The sequence below is a fragment of the Ruegeria atlantica genome, assembly GCF_013033965.1.
Lineage (GTDB): Bacteria > Pseudomonadota > Alphaproteobacteria > Rhodobacterales > Rhodobacteraceae > Ruegeria > Ruegeria atlantica_D.
Genome location: NZ_WQFE01000005.1, coordinates 1 through 14,891 on the forward strand (window position 1 = coordinate 1; position 14,891 = coordinate 14,891).

A 14,891-nucleotide genomic window follows, 5' to 3' on the forward strand; every position below is an offset into this window, starting at 1 on the left:
TGTCCAACCGTCTCTCCGGCCCGTCAGCACCGCCTCAGCAGCGCCGGTGAAGGGGGTTCTAAGGTCTACCAAACAAAGCCGCAAGCGGAAAATGACGTCTTCGGTGATTTTTTTCATTTTCTCTATTTAGTTATTTTTTATCAACATGTTATCAGGCAGCGAACACTTCCTTGAATGATCGCGCTACAAGTTAGATTACTTGTTATCGTTACACCTGCCCGCCTTAGTGAAAAGCGCACCCCTATATATAGTCAGGTCGCCCGATCAGACCACAAGACTCAAACGAGTCGGTTGCGATTCAATGAATCGGAATTGGCAAAAAAATCGGGTTGGAACGAACATCAGCCCTAGAATCCTAGCGCCTCCACCCACGCCGGGCTTGCGCATTGCCGCGTGATAATGTGTGGTCGCCCCTAGAAGATGCCCGGGTTAGCCGCGAAATGACTGCCAATACTGCCGACACGTTCCCACGCATAAGCACTGTAGGCTATGACGGCCTTCTTGTTTCCTTTGCCGATGCCATGGCAGAGCCCTCGAACCGGGCAGCGCTGGCCTTTAGGAACGCAGTGGACACGGCAGCATGGGACGGAGTTATCGAAACCTCCGCGTCACTTGCATCGGCCTATCTGAGGTTTGATCCCGACAAATTGCCCCGTGCTGAGATCCAAGACAAAGTACAGCACCTACTTGCGCAGCAGAATTGGCTGGAAGCACCGCTGCCCACCGGCCGCAGACTGTGGCGGGTTCCGACGGTTTATGGAGGCGAACTTGCGCCTCAACTGAACGAGGCGGCAGCGGCGGCGGGCTTGGATCCCGTAGAAGCAATCAGGCGGCTGAGCGACACAAAGGTTCGCGTATTGACGATCGGCTTTGCACCCGGGCAGCCCTATCTCGGACCGCTGGGGCCAGAGTTCAACATTCCACGCCTGAAGGAATTGACGCCGATGGTCCCAGAGGGGGCGTTAGTGTTGGCGATTTCCCAATTCGTTTTGTTCTCGGGCCCGACCCCGACCGGTTGGCGGCACGTAGGTCAAACAGCATTTCGCTGCTTCCGCCCCGACGGGCCGCAGAGCTTTGCGTTGAAGCCAGGGGATGAAATGCAGTTTTTGCCGATTTCGCGCGATGAACTGGAGGCCATCCGCGCCAACAATTCGGACGGCACGGGCGGGGCCACCTGCGAGGAGATCGCGGGATGAGCTTGATTGTGCACCGCATTGGTCCTGCCTGCACCATTCAAGACCAGGGACGCGTCGGGTACTTGGATCAGGGACTATCCCGATCTGGCGCAGCAGATCTGCAGGCGTTGCACGAAGGCGCGGTGTTGCTTGGCCAAAGCCCTCAGCTTGCAGCTTTGGAAATGGCTGGAATGGGTGGAGAGTTCGAAGCGACGCAACCTCTTGGCATCGCACTAACCGGCGCACCGATGCAGGCCAGTATTGACGGCGCACCGGTGGTCTGGAATGCGTCGCACCAGATGGAAGCCGGGCAGCGGCTGGTGATTGGTGCGGTGACGCGCGGGACTTATGGTTACCTGCATGTCAGCGGAGGGGTCGCATCCAAGTCCTTTCTTGGATCACGCTCGGCGCACCTGACGGCCAAGATTGGGAAAACCGTCCAAGCCGGAGATACTCTGCCTGCAAACAGCGGGCCGCCCGTTAGGGGCATGAGGCTTACCCTGGGTAATCGCTTCTCGGGTGGCGTTCTGCGGGTGATCGCCAGCTTTCAGACACCCCTGTTCGATCAAGAAACGCTGGACCGGTTTGCCCAGACTGAATTTCGGCGCGGTAGCCGGGCCAACCGTATGGGGATGCAATTGGATAGCGAGGGTGAGGGTTTCGCGGCCCAAGGTCAGCTCAATATCCTGTCCGAGGTAATAACCCCCGGCGACATACAAATGACCGGAACCGGAAACCCGTTTATTCTGCTACCAGAGTGTCAAACAACGGGCGGATATCCCCGGATAGCCACTGTCCTGCCCTGTGATCTGCCACGCGCGGCGCAAACACCGGCGGGCGGGAAGATCAGGTTCGAATTTGTTTCATTGGACGAGGCCACGACCCTGCAAACGGCCTATTCTGCCGAACTTGCCCGCCTGCCTGGTCGGGTCGAGCCCCTTGTCCGTGATCCGCATGACATCCCGGACCTCTTGTCCTACCAATTGATCGGCGGGATGATCTCTGCCACCGACTAGGGAGTACCACTAATGCCAAGCGTCGATCTGAATGCCGATATGGGTGAAAGCTTTGGTCCCTGGAAGATGGGTGATGACGAAAGTCTGCTGAAAATCATCACATCCGCCAATATCGCTTGCGGCTTTCACGCCGGTGACCCGGATGTGATGGCCAAAACGATGACATTGGCGGCTGAGAATGGTGTCGGAATCGGCGCGCATCCCGGCTTTCCGGATTTGCAGGGCTTTGGCCGCCGCAACATGAAAGTGCCCCATGATTCTTTACGCAATCTGGTGCGGTTTCAGTTGAGCTCAGCGATCGGGATGGCCAAAGCCGTTGGCACCGAAGTGCGGCACCTGAAACTGCACGGGGCGCTGGCAAACATGTGTTCGGTCGATATCGACATGGCGCGGGCCTGTTATCAGGGCGCATTGGATGTCGATCCCGACATCATCATCATGGTACTGGCCGTCACCAAACAAGAAGAGGCCGTGCGCGAGCTGGGTTGCAAATGGGTCGGCGAGATCTTTGCGGACAGGGCTTATAACGACGATGGAACCCTCGTGGACCGCAGTCTGCCCGGCGCGGTTATTCACGATCCCGAAATTGCCGGGCCGCGCATCCTGAATATGGTGCGCGAAGGTGCCATCATCACCGAAAGCGGATCGCGACTGGAAACGTCGATCGACACGATATGCCTACATGGTGATGGCCCCACTGCTGTCCAGATTGCCCGTTCGGTTCGGGAATGCCTGATCGACGGCGGGATCGAGGTAACAAAATTCATGCGGTAGAAAGAAGGCCTTAAACTTGGCGATCTATCCTCTGACTGTTGCCTGCACGGAATTCAGACCCTAGCATGACCAGCAAGTGCATGTTCTGAATACCACAATTCCAAGCAACGCCATGCCGAAACGGCAAGGGCAAGGAGGTTGGCCAATGTCTTTCGATCTGATGAATTACGAACCGCGCGGCGACAAAAAGAACTCAGAGTTCTTTCACCAATATCTGCCGATGATCTACGAACGCCGTCAAAGCTCGGGCGTGGCCGACCAAGTTGGGGCGATGCGCGCGATCGTCATTCAGGTTGAACCGGACGCTGTGTTCGACACGCTGATCGAACTCTATGTCATGACACCTTACCGGCATACGGCCAGCTACCTGGGCCAGACGCACAAGTTTGCGGTGCTTCATTCGCACTCCGACTATCCCGCGATGATCGTCATGGCTCCGCTGAGCCCAACCTTTGAAGACTTTATCCCACGCATCAACCGGATGTACCCGCTGGCCCGCAATACCCCTCAGACCCGTTATGTCGGAGAAGTGTTTGGTGCCACGGACCTCAACACCCTGACCAAAACACTTGAAGATCAGAACATCAGGTTTGAGTACAAGGGAGACACAGAAAACCCATTCTACACTCTGGACGGGTTCCGATTTACGTCCCCTTCTGATTTCACATGTAACAGGGTTGGCTATTCATCCCTAGATTTCAACGACACCGACAGCCTTGGCTTAGGTGACCGCGTTTTGCTGAGCAATGACGAACAGGCTCGTCTGGATCAGGCAGCCGCATTCGGGGCTGACAGCAAGATCGCGCCGTTGATGCTAGGGATAGATCACCTTGCAACACGCATTCTGGCTGGTGAGCGCGAGGACGCGATCCTCGAATTTTTGACCATGGTGCCTTATTACTTTTGGGGCGCGTACAACATCTTCGACATGAATTCGTCGACCAACGTGAACCGGAACGCGAATGTCGACGATGACAAGAAGTCCCCAGCCAAGGTCTTCACCGCCAACAACACGCCGTCTTTCGTTAACTCCTTTGAACAACTGCCGATGCCGACCGAGGATTTCGTGCGAAACTTTGGCCGCCGTTTGCACCACATGGCGGTCGAGATTCAGGATGGTGACCACGGCGCGGGTGAAAAGAATGTCGACTTCGTGGTCAACACGCTAAAAGACAAGGGCGTGCCGTTCCTCGCCCATGTGGTGGGTGAGTGTAAAGATGACCCAAACCTAAAGCAGATCTTCTCAAAGCACTCGAAATACACGCTGCTGATCACCGAATATATCGAACGCTGTCACCACTACGACGGGTTCTTTACCAAAGATAACGTGGCAGCCCTGACCGCAGCGGCAGGTCAGGACGAACAATACGAACACGGGCATGTCTTTGACTGAAAAAAGGCTGCGAGTTTCCTCGCAGCCAATATCCGTTCAGGAGAGAGTATGTCGGGTCTTATGACGGCCCGATCATGAAACAAGTGACATTCCGGGCCTGTAATCTGCGGCAGGCCAGATCGGCCTGTTCGCGGGTCATGCCCTGGAATGTAGCGTCAAAGCCGCGCGCGCTTTGGTTTACCTTTCGCAGCGTGCCTTCCAGAGTGGTCATTTCCGACAGGGCGGTTTTCAGAAGTATCTTTTCCGCCTCATATCGGGTGGTATAGCGGCCTACGTTTACCCCCCAGAGCCGTCCGCCGGATGTGGACAGGCGGGTCACGATCTCTTGCTCAGGTTCGGGCTGCACCGCCGGATCGGTCGAGGCCAGAACCAGATCAGCCGGCCGTGCCGCGGGACGAGTAGTGTCGCCGTCACCAGACGGTTGAATGTCGGCAGCCGCAATCGCCGCAGCGATCCCATCCTTGATGCGTGCACCATTCTTGGCGGCCGTTTCTACCACAGTGCCAGCAACCTGAACTGCTGCCCCTGGTCCGGGGCGCAGAACCGGACGCAGACTGGATTTTGGCGCAATGGTCAAGGCGGCAACAGTTGCCCCCAATCCTGCGTTACCAGCATATGTCGGGCGGGCCGGCTTGCGGATCGGCGCTCGCGACGGGGCGCGGCGGAAGCCCATGTCCAGCAACTCGGCCACTTTTGCGTTCCGCGATGCACCGGATTTGCCACCGAAGACAGTTGCGATGATGCGTTCGTCCTTGCGTTTCGCCGACGCAACAAGGTTAAAGCCTGCAGCACGTGTATACCCGGTCTTGATCCCATCCGCGCCCTTATAGGCAGCCAGCAGGCGACGGTTGGTGTTTGGAACGGTTTTGATCCCTGCATGCGTCGATTGGCGCGAGAACAGATTATAATACTGAGGATAATCGTAAAGCAGATGGCGGCCCAATGTGGTCATATCCCGCGCGGTCGACAAATGCCCCGACTCGGTCAAGCCATGGGCGTTCTTGAACGTCGTCCTACTCATCCCCATGGCCTTGGCCGTGCGCGTCATACGACGGGCGAACGCAGCCTCGGACCCGCTAATCGCGATTCCAATGGCCGTTGCCGCATCGTTGGCGGACTTCACCGCAGCCGCCCGGATCAAATACCGGAACGCAATCGTTTGCCCGGTGCGAAGGCCCAGCTTCGAGGGGGGTTCAGAAGAGGCTTTTTTTGTAATCCGAACCGGCGTATCCAAGGTGATCTCACCATTCCGCACCGCCTCGAAAGCAATGTAGAGGGTCATCATCTTAGTCAGAGAAGCCGGATGCAGCCGGGTGTCAGCATTGCGCGAATGCAAAACCTCTCCGGTTCGCGCGTCGATGACCATCGCCGCATATGGTGCTGCAAATCCCTGCAACGGCGCGAAGGAGAGCAGCCACAAGAATGCTATGAGAAATAAGCCCATCCGGGCCGGAACTGTCCGCCGAACCTGCACGATCTTTGCCTCTGTCTACCTCAGGCCGCCGGGTTTTCCCGGTCAGCACCAATTATTATTTTATTGTCCACAAGGCTAACACAGAGACCCAATGAAATAAACCGAAAGCGTGCAAATTCGCTGTTTTGTTAACCGTCAAAATCGGCACTACATGTAGACGTTTTCGGCTTGTGACCCACCACATGCGCGCGAGCTGAACCCCTGAACGCAATTCTCACCCCGTTTTTTGAAAACTGAGGCCAATTGGCAACATCAACTCAGGTGCTGGACCAGATCAGCGAGCTCACCCAAATCCCGCAACTCGCTGTAGCGGGGATTGTCCGTCGGAGTTTCGGCCTTTTCAACTTCCCACACCAACCCATGAGGCACATAGACACCCCAACACCCGGCCTGGATTGGGGCGACGACATCGGATCGCATCGAATTGCCCACCATCATTGCAGAATCCGGTCCCTCACCATGCCGCGAAAAGATATTGCGGTAGGTCTGCGCCGATTTCTCGGACACGATCTCGACCTCGTCGAACAGCTCTCCCAACCCCGATTGCGCCAGCTTCCTTTCCTGATCGATTAGATCGCCTTTGGTGATTAGAATCACCCGATGTGTTTCGGCCACCGCTTCGATGGCTTCGCGCGCGTGGGGCAATAGCTCGATCGGATGGGTCAGCATTTCCTGCCCAGCCTCAACCAACTGGCGGATAACCGAGGCCGGAACGCGGTCTTCGGTCACTTCAATTGCAGTTTCGATCATCGACAGGGTGAAGCCCTTGATTCCGTATCCATACTGCCGGATATTGCGTTTTTCCGCAGCAAGAAGCCGGTCCATCAGGTGATCGCGTTCGGCGTGGTCAGACAGCAATTCAGCGAAATGCGCCTGTGTCAGCTGAAAAAAACGTTCGTTGTGCCACAGTGTGTCGTCTGCATCGAACCCAACTGTCGTGAGCGTTTTTTCCATTTCGATACGTCTCGCAGGCTCTTTTCTCTGGCCCCCTGCACGTTATATAACCCTGCAGATAAACCGAAGCCTGAATCGGACAAAGGCGCGCAATGATTGAACACAAATGGATGATGTCTGAAAAACCGGACGACGACGGCGATCCGTCGCTGTTGGTGCAGACGCGCCCAAAGACCAAGCGCCCGCCATTGTATAAAGTGCTGCTGTTGAACGACGACTACACCCCGATGGAGTTTGTTGTGCACGTGCTTGAGCGGTTCTTTGGCATGACCCATGCCGAAGCGTTCGAGATCATGCTGACTGTCCATAAAAAGGGCGTGGCCGTTGTTGGTGTCTTCAGCCATGAGATCGCCGAAACCAAAGTGGGCCAGGTCATGGATTTTGCCCGCAGGCACCAGCACCCCCTGCAATGCACTATGGAACGTGAAGAGTAAGGTCGACTGACCACTCTTCCGGAATTGCCGATGTCCCCTCGCCTTGATCTTGCCCTGCATAGCGGCCTTGAGTTGTCGCAACCGTTGACAGTGCTCGGGCCAAATTTGGCCAGCGATCTGTCGACACTGCCACGCGAAACGCAAGTGGTACAGCCGTTCAAACCATTTCATGACCACTTTGCCGGGCAAGGCTTTGCGGCAGTGCCCGAAGCTAATGATCCTTGTCAGGATGCGATTGTGATCCTGCCCCGCGCCAAGGCATTGGCACGCAGCATGGTGCATCAGGCCTGTCAGCGGGCCAGCGGGCTGATTGTCATCGACGGCGCCAAAACCGACGGTGTGGACAGCCTCCTGAAAGACATCCGCAAACGTGTCGATGTCGAAGGCCCTATTGCAAAGGCGCATGGCAAGATCTTCTGGTTTCGCTCAACGCCCGAAGCCTTTGCCGACTGGGCTGCTCCGGACTACCAAACGGTCGATGGCTTCCGCACCGCGCCTGGCGTGTTTTCAGCCGACGGGATTGATCCGGCCTCGGCCATGCTTTTGCGCGCGCTGCCCAAAAAGCTCGGGCCTCGGGTCGCCGACCTGGGTGCAGGGTGGGGCTACCTGTCTGCAGAGCTCATACGGGTGTCCAATCCGCGCAGCTTGCATCTGGTCGAAGCCGATCACATAGCCCTGACCTGCGCGCGCGCCAATCTGGCCGAGACAGGCGCGCAGTTCCACTGGGCCGATGCCGTCACATGGAACGCACCGGAACCATTGGACACGGTAATCATGAACCCTCCGTTCCACACCTCACGCGCAGCCGACCCGGAACTGGGACAGGGATTTATCAAATCCGCCGCCCGCAACCTGAACCGCAATGGCAACCTGTGGATGGTGGCCAACCGGCACCTGCCCTATGAGGTCACATTGGCCGACACTTTCGTACAAGTTCACGAGGTGTCTGGTGACAATCGGTTCAAGGTGTTTCACGCCTCTCGCCCTAAGCCATAATCCCGGCTAACCTGCGCCGCACATCAGGAGACAACGCATGTCCTTTTCCATAGCCGGCAAGACAGCCATCGTCACGGGCAGCGCCAACGGCGTCGGGTTGGCCATCGGGCGCCACTTTGCGGATGCCGGAGCCAATGTCATGTTCGCGGACATCGACGAAAAGCGACTGGCCGATGAGCTTGGCGAACAGGCCGATGACAGCAACATCAAGTTTTTCGCTGGCGATCTGCGGGAAAAGCTGACCATTGCAAACCTTCTGTCTGCCACGCTGGATGCCTTTGATCAGGTGGACATCCTGATTAATGGCGCACGGCAGGTGATCCCATCCGACCCGCTCGATTCAGAAGACGATTCCGTGCGCACGCTTCTGAATCAGAACCTGATGCCCGCGCTGCGGCTGAGCCAGGCGGTCGCGAAGCGCATGATCAAGCAAGCAGGCGACGATGATGAAGGCCCCGCCGGATCGATCATCAACTTGTCCTCAATCGCCGCGCGGCGCACCCACCCCGATCTGATGGCCTATTCCGTATCCACCGCCGCGCTGGATCAGATGACCCGCTCGTTGGCCGTGGCCCTGGCCCCCAACCGGATCCGCGTCAATTCCATCGCGTTGGGATCGGTCATGAGCGCCTCCTTGCAGTCCACGCTCAAGGAAAACCGAGACTTTCGCGATGATATCGAGAAACATACACCTCTGGCCCGGATTGCAGCCCCGAACGAACTGACGGAGACGGCACAGTTCCTGGCTTCGGACGCGGCCGGGTTCATAACCGGACAAATTCTGACAATTGACGGAGGCCGCACCCTGCTGGACCCCGTCGCAGCCCCAGCCCATTAATCCCGATGTTCGACACCGAAAAATCAACCGCCGCCGCGTGGTTCCGCCAGTTACGCGATAAGATTGTCGCCGCGTTTGAGGCACTTGAAGACAGTCACAGCACTGGCCCTTTTGCGGACGCTGCACCGGGCCGGTTCGAGGTGAAGGAAACCAAGCGCCAGTCCGAGGACGGTACCGATGCGGGCGGCGGGTTGATGTCCGTCATGCGCGGTGGCCGAGTCTTTGAAAAGGTCGGCGTCAACGTTTCGACCGTGTACGGTACGTTGGGTGCGCGTGCGCAACAGGCCATGGCGGCGCGCAAAGGGATTCCGGGGATGACCGAAGACCCGCGGTTCTGGGCCTCGGGCATCTCGCTGGTCGCACATATGCAAAACCCGCATGTACCCGCCGTTCATATGAACACCCGCATGTTCTGGACGCCGCACGCATGGTGGTTCGGCGGCGGATCGGACCTGAACCCCTGCATCGAATATGATGAGGACACAGCGCATTTCCACGCCACCCAAAAGGCGCATCTGGATTCGCATGGACCCGGCCATTACCCCCGTCTCAAAGACTGGGCTGACGAGTACTTCTATATCCCCCACCGCAAACGCGCCCGAGGTGTGGGTGGAATATTCATGGATGACTATTGCACCGGAGATTGGTCAGCCGATTTTGCACTGACAAAGGATATCGGCCGCGCGTTCCTGCCTGCTTTCCTGCCATTGGTGGAAAAGCGACGCGTACAAGAATTTGATGCGGCGGCCAAAGACGTTCAACTGACGCATCGCGGCCTTTATGCAGAATACAACCTCGTCTACGACCGGGGCACAAAATTCGGGCTGGAAACCGGCCATGACCCGGACGCGGTGTTGATGAGCCTTCCACCAATGGCAAAATGGGCCTGAAACCTTATCGGAATCCAAAGTCCATGAAGTTGTCCCAGCAATACCCTTGCGCGGACCCTGCTGACATATTCTCGCCCACGCGTTTCACAGAAATCGAATAACTCGGCGCGGTATCAACGCCTTCGGGCGGGGTAAGTGAAAACTGCACCGTACGTACGCCCTTTTCATAGGCGCGGACAACATAGATGCGCTGGGTTGCCTTGGTTCTGAGTGTGCTAATAGCAAAATCCCCTATCCCGCACCAATACGAAACCGGGGCCGAAGACCCGCTTACAGCGACCTCGTATACACCGTTGTCCATAGGCGTGACTGTTGTTTTAAAGCCTGGGTATGCGCCTATTCTGACGCCAATTCCCTGCGCAAATACAGGAGACACCGCAACTGCTGCCAAAGCTGTTAATTTCAAAGCTCGCATAATCGCAAATCCAGTTTCGAAACAAATTTTCAAGATCATACCGGACATATGGTCCGAGTAAAGCGGTGCATCTCCGTGGTTTTGACCCTCGGAATCCGAACTCAGCCTATGTGGGCAAAACAGTATCATTTTGAACTACAAGCATTTAGGCTCAGAATAGATTTTGGCCGAGGTTTGTTTTGAGCAAAGCGTTTCCAAATGACTGGTTTGATATCCCGTCCGAAAAATACGCAGATTTCGGCGCCATGTTCTATCTCGCATCGCTGACCAAGACGCACAGGGCGCGCACCCTTGGGCAGGTGCTTTATGCCTTTGAAACGCCTTTCCGGCTAAACCAATACCACATCTTCCGACAAAACGGATTCCCGCGTGGGTTTGTGACATTCGCGGGCCTCAGCCCCGACGCCGAGCGTCGGTATGCCATTCAGGAAAAACCGCTGAAGGATACGGACTTTGCCAGCGGGACGTCCTTCTGGATCGTCGACCTTGTGGCCCCGTTTGGACAGACCAACCAGATCGTCGATATATTGAAGAAGGAAATCCCCCACCCCCGGGTCAGAACCAATCGAATGGACAGTGACCTGACCCGAAATCGCATAGTGGAGTGGACCCGCGACGACGCGGGGGATGTTCACATGAAGCTCTATCGCAAGAAAGAGTTCCGTGAGGTCCTTAAAAGGGTGGGATCTTGAAATGGTTTCGATCGTAGGGACAACAACTGGTTTTGTAACCGGAGACCCGCCTAATCAGGCCAGCGGTGATCTCGGCTTGACCGGCCTTCCTCGGACGCAATCCTGGTCGATCTCTGATCAGCCATCACTAGGCGTGGCTTCCATTGACCCTAATACCGGCGAATGGACCTACACGGTCAATCAAAGCGACTTTGACGACATCCCGTTCGGGACTACGGTGACCGATACCTTCACGGTTCGGGTTACCGGATTGGACTTTTTCTTCCAACCATTCGACCTGACCCAAGAGATCACGATCACCCTTGAAGGCGTGTGCTTTACGGCAGGCACATTGATCCTGGCCGAGGGTGGCAATCGGCTGATCGAAAGCCTGAATGTTGGCGACAAGGTGATGACCATTGATCGCGGGCTGCAACCGATCAGGTGGGTGGAAAGCAGCGCTTTGTCACCAGAACGATTACAAAGTAACCCAGCCATGCGCCCAGTTCGGATCAAAGCCGGAAGCCTCGGTGCGGGACAGCCAGACCGCGATCTTCTGGTGTCACAGCAGCACCGCATTCTGATCAGCGGACCAAAGGTCGAGCTGTTGTTCGGCACACCCGAAGCTTTGGTTGCGGCCAAGCATCTGTGTTCCTGGCCTGGGATCGAAATTGATACTTCGGATGACCCGGTCGAGTATTTTCACATCCTTCTGGACAACCATGAGATACTGACAGCCGAGGGGGCACCAGCAGAAAGCCTCTATTTGGGCGAGGAATCCCTTTACACTCTGTCCTCAGACGCATTGCAGGAGCTCGCCGCTATTTTCCCGGACACAGCCACACTGAAGGGGCTGGGATTCGGCCGAGCAGCACGACTGATCCTGCGTGAATTCGAAGCCCGCGCGCTGACTTAGGCGCCGCGCAGGTGCCCGCCAACGTCCTGAGGTGCCAGTGCCACGGTTTTGATGACCGCAAAACAGGATTTTCCGGGTTTCAGCCCCAACGCTTCAACCGACCGGCGGGTGACCCGGGCCAAAACAGAACCGGCGGGTGTTTTTACGGACACAATCGCCCCCGGCCCCTCGCCTGCGCGGATCGTGTCGACCGTACCTTCCAGCACATTTAAGGCCGAAAGACCCTCGGGGCGTTTGCTGGATAGAATAACCTCTTGCGCGGGAATACGGATGCGTAGTTCTTCCGCAACTTGAAGGGGTATTCGGGGTAAAAACAAGGACGCACCGCCCGCGTCCAACTCGGTCAGCCCGTCAGTATGATGTTTGACGACCCGAACTTGCAACACTGCACCAACGGCCCTCACACCGGCTGGTGCGACCGATGGATCGGACAGCACTTCTGAGGCCGGTCCGTGCCGCAAGACCTTACCCTCTTGCAGGGCAACAACCGATGTCGCCAAACGCGCAACTTCTGCGGCCGAGTGTGTGACGTACAGAATCGGCACCGAAACCTCATCCCGCAACCGTTCGAAGTACGGCAGGATCTCGGCCTTTCGCGCGTCATCCAGGGCCGCCAAAGGTTCATCTGCCAGGATCAGGCGCGGACTGGCCAGAAGCGCGCGACCAATGGCAACGCGCTGCTTTTCCCCGCCGGACAACCCCGAGGGGCGCCGGTTCAACAGGTGCCCGATCCCCAGCATTTCAATCACTTTGTCAGGGTTTTCGCGGCGCGCTCCCTTAGGCGTAAACCATTTTCCATAGAACAGGTTCTGGCGCACGGTGAGATGCGGAAAAAGACGGCCTTCCTGGAAGATGTAACCCAGCCGTCTTTTGTGTGGAGGCAACCAAAGGCCCTGCTCGGTGTCAAACAACTCCCACCCGTCCACGGCGACCCGACCGGCCATAGGTTTCACCAAACCGGCAACAGCGTTAACGATGGTCGTCTTGCCGGACCCGGACCGCCCAAACAGAACCGTCACACCGGGCGGAGCTTCCACGTTCAGGTCCAGCTTGAGGTCAGGCAGATCGTGCTGCAGGCGAAGGGACAAGCTCATGATCCGGCCACCCGCGCCGCAACCCGTCGCCCAATGAATTCGGACAACAACAGCGCCCCCATGGCAACTACGATTGAAATCACGACCAGCCGGGTTGCCGCCGCTTCACCGCCCGGGACTTGCAGGAAGGCATAGACTGCGGATGGCAGGGTTTGTGTCTGACCGGGGATGTTTGACACAAAGGTGATCGTCGCACCGAATTCTCCCATCGCTTTGGCGAAGGCAAGAATCGCGCCTGCGATGACACCAGGCAGGATCATCGGCAGGGTCACCGTGGCAAATACAAACAATCGCGACGCACCCAGCGTTGCCCCGGCCTGTTCCAGCTTGGGGTCCACAGCTTCGATCGACAGACGGATGGCCCGCACCATCAAGGGAAATGCCATGATACCGGCGGCAAGCGCAGCCCCGGTCCAACGAAAGGCCACAACAATTCCGAACTCCGCCAACAGCCTGCCCAACGGCCCCTGAATTCCAAAGGTCAGAAGAAGCAGATAGCCCGTCACAACCGGTGGCAGGATCAAGGGCAGATGCACAAGCCCATTCAAGACCTGCCGACCCGGAAACCGCCAGCGGGCCAGCGCATAAGCAACGAATATGCCCAAAGGCAATGTTACCAGCGTTGCCCAAAACGACACACGCAGCGACAGTTTCAGCGCCTCAAGCTCTGCAGGTCCCAACCACCCCATGCCGTTATCCGTTCGGCAGGGAAAAACCCTGCTTTTCAAACACGGCCCGCGCGGCCTGAGATTGAAGGTGATTCAGAAACGCCTGCGCGGTGTCATTGCCTGTTTTTGTTTCTGCCGCTGGATAAACGATGGGCGGGTGCAGGTCCGGCGAAAACTCGACGACGACGCGAACCCGTCCGTCGACCTGCGCATCAGAGCGGTAGACAATCCCCAACGGAGCCGCACCTGTGGCCACCAGTGCAAGGGCTGCGCGCACGTTATCAGTCTGTGCGACCTGTCCCTGAACACGCTGCCACAGCCCCAAGCTTTCCAACGCGGCCTTACCGTAAATCCCCGCTGGCACGGCATCGACCAGCGCCATAGCCAAATAGCCGCCATCCAGAACCGAGGCCAAAGCGTCCTCGGTCCGCATCTCACCAATGTCGTCCCCCTCGCCCCCGGCGACCAGAACCAGCCCGTTACCCAGCAAGTCCACACGAGAAGCGGCGTCAATCAGACCCTGATCTTGCAGCACATTCATCCAGTCCACATTGGCGGAAATGAACAGATCTGCCGGGGCACCCAACTGAATCTGGCGCGCAAGAACGGAAGATGCTGCATAAGATACCGTTACGACCTGCCCGGTTTCCTGCTCGAAATCTGATGCGATCTCATCAAGTGCATTTTTGAGGCTGGCCGCTGCAAACACCAGAACACCCTCGGCCCCCGCGCGAAGCGGAGCCAGCGTCAAGGCACCCAGAACCAGGGCCGCCATCAGAACTCGGCGCGCAAGGGACAGGATCGGTTTTCTCCCGCCTGAAAAGTTGCAGTTCCCTTGGGGATATCTGAGGCGGCAGGTGACACGCAAGCGCCTTTGCCAGCGCGGACAAGGCGGAACGCTAATTGACAACGCCTTCGCAATCGAAACGGCGCCACCGCGCAGCGCGTTACTTCCTGCGGGCTTATTCGGCGGCCGCAAACAAATCAAACTCTGTCAAAGAAATTCTGCCAGACCCTCTTGCACCCGGACGCAGGCTTGGCTACATGCACCGTCACGGGTGATTAGCTCAGTTGGTAGAGCGCTTCGTTTACACCGAAGATGTCGGGAGTTCGAGTCTCTCATCACCCACCATTCATTTCACCGAAATTAGCGTCGAGACTACGGGCAACGCTTTTTGCTTTC

Annotated in this window: 16 protein-coding genes and 1 tRNA gene; 11 read left to right on the top strand and 6 right to left on the bottom strand. The window is 57.2% G+C overall.

Annotation, left to right across the window (positions count from 1 at the left end):
• Positions 1-440: 440 nt before the first annotated feature.
• The 4 genes from GOW16_RS11050 to GOW16_RS11065 all read left to right on the top strand — a co-directional run bounded on the left by GOW16_RS11050 (position 441) and on the right by GOW16_RS11065 (position 4,358).
• Complete coding sequence (locus tag GOW16_RS11050) at positions 441-1,196, top strand: 5-oxoprolinase subunit B family protein (protein ID WP_170414684.1); 756 nt, start codon at positions 441-443, stop codon at positions 1,194-1,196.
• Complete coding sequence (locus tag GOW16_RS11055; protein ID WP_170414688.1) at positions 1,193-2,191, top strand: biotin-dependent carboxyltransferase family protein; 999 nt, start codon at positions 1,193-1,195, stop codon at positions 2,189-2,191. The genes GOW16_RS11050 and GOW16_RS11055 overlap by 4 nt, the downstream gene beginning before the upstream one ends.
• A gap of 12 nt (positions 2,192-2,203) precedes the next feature.
• Positions 2,204-2,965 carry a LamB/YcsF family protein gene (locus GOW16_RS11060; RefSeq protein ID WP_170414691.1) on the top strand — a complete coding sequence of 254 codons (762 nt, stop codon included), beginning with the start codon at positions 2,204-2,206 and terminating at the stop codon, positions 2,963-2,965.
• A 145-nt stretch (positions 2,966-3,110) separates the two neighbouring features.
• Positions 3,111-4,358 carry a hypothetical protein gene (locus GOW16_RS11065; protein WP_170414696.1) on the top strand — a complete coding sequence of 416 codons (1,248 nt, stop codon included), beginning with the start codon at positions 3,111-3,113 and terminating at the stop codon, positions 4,356-4,358.
• A 58-nt stretch (positions 4,359-4,416) separates the two neighbouring features.
• Here the strand turns inward: GOW16_RS11065 and GOW16_RS11070 are convergent, their stop codons facing one another.
• The gene (locus tag GOW16_RS11070) at positions 4,417-5,802 is read right to left on the bottom strand and encodes a D-alanyl-D-alanine carboxypeptidase family protein (RefSeq protein ID WP_170414699.1); all 1,386 of its coding nucleotides are present in this window, start codon (positions 5,800-5,802) and stop codon (positions 4,417-4,419) included.
• Between the two features lie 282 nt (positions 5,803-6,084).
• On the bottom strand, positions 6,085-6,786 hold the full coding sequence (locus GOW16_RS11075; protein ID WP_170414702.1) for an HAD family hydrolase: 702 nt from the start codon (positions 6,784-6,786) through the stop codon (positions 6,085-6,087).
• 92 nt (positions 6,787-6,878) lie between these two features.
• Here GOW16_RS11075 and clpS point away from each other — a divergent pair, with 92 nt between their 5' ends.
• Genes clpS through hemF form a run of 4 tightly spaced genes read left to right on the top strand, consistent with a single transcriptional unit; the run spans position 6,879 to position 9,944 of the window.
• Positions 6,879-7,220 (top strand): ATP-dependent Clp protease adapter ClpS, encoded by a 342-nt coding sequence (gene clpS, locus GOW16_RS11080; protein ID WP_170414706.1) that lies wholly within the window; start codon positions 6,879-6,881, stop codon positions 7,218-7,220.
• 30 nt (positions 7,221-7,250) lie between these two features.
• Positions 7,251-8,216 (top strand): class I SAM-dependent methyltransferase, encoded by a 966-nt coding sequence (locus GOW16_RS11085; protein WP_170414709.1) that lies wholly within the window; start codon positions 7,251-7,253, stop codon positions 8,214-8,216.
• Between the two features lie 37 nt (positions 8,217-8,253).
• The gene (locus GOW16_RS11090; RefSeq protein ID WP_170414711.1) at positions 8,254-9,054 is read left to right on the top strand and encodes an SDR family NAD(P)-dependent oxidoreductase; all 801 of its coding nucleotides are present in this window, start codon (positions 8,254-8,256) and stop codon (positions 9,052-9,054) included.
• A gap of 5 nt (positions 9,055-9,059) precedes the next feature.
• Positions 9,060-9,944, top strand: a complete 885-nt coding sequence (hemF, locus tag GOW16_RS11095; RefSeq protein WP_170414713.1) for an oxygen-dependent coproporphyrinogen oxidase — start codon at positions 9,060-9,062, stop codon at positions 9,942-9,944.
• Positions 9,945-9,948: 4 nt separating this feature from the next.
• Here hemF and GOW16_RS11100 read toward each other — a convergent pair whose 3' ends face one another.
• The gene (locus GOW16_RS11100; protein WP_254429744.1) at positions 9,949-10,398 is read right to left on the bottom strand and encodes a hypothetical protein; all 450 of its coding nucleotides are present in this window, start codon (positions 10,396-10,398) and stop codon (positions 9,949-9,951) included.
• A 140-nt stretch (positions 10,399-10,538) separates the two neighbouring features.
• Between GOW16_RS11100 and GOW16_RS11105 the strand changes: the two genes are divergently transcribed.
• Positions 10,539-11,051: a toxin-activating lysine-acyltransferase gene (locus GOW16_RS11105; RefSeq protein ID WP_170414717.1), complete on the top strand. Its 513-nt coding sequence runs from the start codon at positions 10,539-10,541 to the stop codon at positions 11,049-11,051.
• Between the two features lies 1 nt (position 11,052).
• Positions 11,053-11,946, top strand: coding sequence for a Hint domain-containing protein (locus GOW16_RS11110; protein WP_170414720.1), 894 nt, complete (start codon positions 11,053-11,055; stop codon positions 11,944-11,946).
• On the opposite strand, the gene modC is transcribed toward GOW16_RS11110, so the two are convergent.
• The 3 genes from modC to modA are packed head-to-tail and all read right to left on the bottom strand — an operon-like array spanning position 11,943 to position 14,483.
• On the bottom strand, positions 11,943-13,040 hold the full coding sequence (gene modC / locus GOW16_RS11115; protein WP_170414723.1) for a molybdenum ABC transporter ATP-binding protein: 1,098 nt from the start codon (positions 13,038-13,040) through the stop codon (positions 11,943-11,945). The two genes, GOW16_RS11110 and modC, sit on opposite strands and share 4 nt — an antisense overlap.
• The gene (gene modB, locus GOW16_RS11120; RefSeq protein ID WP_170414727.1) at positions 13,037-13,729 is read right to left on the bottom strand and encodes a molybdate ABC transporter permease subunit; all 693 of its coding nucleotides are present in this window, start codon (positions 13,727-13,729) and stop codon (positions 13,037-13,039) included. The genes modC and modB overlap by 4 nt, the downstream gene beginning before the upstream one ends.
• 4 nt (positions 13,730-13,733) lie before the next feature.
• On the bottom strand, positions 13,734-14,483 hold the full coding sequence (gene modA, locus GOW16_RS11125) for a molybdate ABC transporter substrate-binding protein (RefSeq protein WP_170414731.1): 750 nt from the start codon (positions 14,481-14,483) through the stop codon (positions 13,734-13,736).
• Positions 14,484-14,764: 281 nt separating this feature from the next.
• Here modA and GOW16_RS11130 point away from each other — a divergent pair.
• Positions 14,765-14,840 (top strand) — tRNA-Val (locus GOW16_RS11130).
• Positions 14,841-14,891 lie beyond the last annotated feature (51 nt).

Coding starts and splice junctions, on each gene's coding strand:
- GOW16_RS11055 (WP_170414688.1), top strand. CDS start 1,193: ATGAGCTTGATTGTGCACCGCATTGGTCCTGCCTGCACCATTCAAGAC.
- GOW16_RS11050 (WP_170414684.1), top strand. CDS start 441: ATGACTGCCAATACTGCCGACACGTTCCCACGCATAAGCACTGTAGGC.
- GOW16_RS11075 (WP_170414702.1), bottom strand. CDS start 6,786: ATGGAAAAAACGCTCACGACAGTTGGGTTCGATGCAGACGACACACTG.
- GOW16_RS11110 (WP_170414720.1), top strand. CDS start 11,053: ATGGTTTCGATCGTAGGGACAACAACTGGTTTTGTAACCGGAGACCCG.
- GOW16_RS11100 (WP_254429744.1), bottom strand. CDS start 10,398: ATGATCTTGAAAATTTGTTTCGAAACTGGATTTGCGATTATGCGAGCT.
- GOW16_RS11065 (WP_170414696.1), top strand. CDS start 3,111: ATGTCTTTCGATCTGATGAATTACGAACCGCGCGGCGACAAAAAGAAC.
- GOW16_RS11060 (WP_170414691.1), top strand. CDS start 2,204: ATGCCAAGCGTCGATCTGAATGCCGATATGGGTGAAAGCTTTGGTCCC.
- modA (WP_170414731.1), bottom strand. CDS start 14,483: ATGGCGGCCCTGGTTCTGGGTGCCTTGACGCTGGCTCCGCTTCGCGCG.
- hemF (WP_170414713.1), top strand. CDS start 9,060: ATGTTCGACACCGAAAAATCAACCGCCGCCGCGTGGTTCCGCCAGTTA.
- GOW16_RS11085 (WP_170414709.1), top strand. CDS start 7,251: ATGTCCCCTCGCCTTGATCTTGCCCTGCATAGCGGCCTTGAGTTGTCG.
- GOW16_RS11070 (WP_170414699.1), bottom strand. CDS start 5,802: ATGGGCTTATTTCTCATAGCATTCTTGTGGCTGCTCTCCTTCGCGCCG.
- clpS (WP_170414706.1), top strand. CDS start 6,879: ATGATTGAACACAAATGGATGATGTCTGAAAAACCGGACGACGACGGC.
- GOW16_RS11090 (WP_170414711.1), top strand. CDS start 8,254: ATGTCCTTTTCCATAGCCGGCAAGACAGCCATCGTCACGGGCAGCGCC.
- modB (WP_170414727.1), bottom strand. CDS start 13,729: ATGGGGTGGTTGGGACCTGCAGAGCTTGAGGCGCTGAAACTGTCGCTG.
- modC (WP_170414723.1), bottom strand. CDS start 13,040: ATGAGCTTGTCCCTTCGCCTGCAGCACGATCTGCCTGACCTCAAGCTG.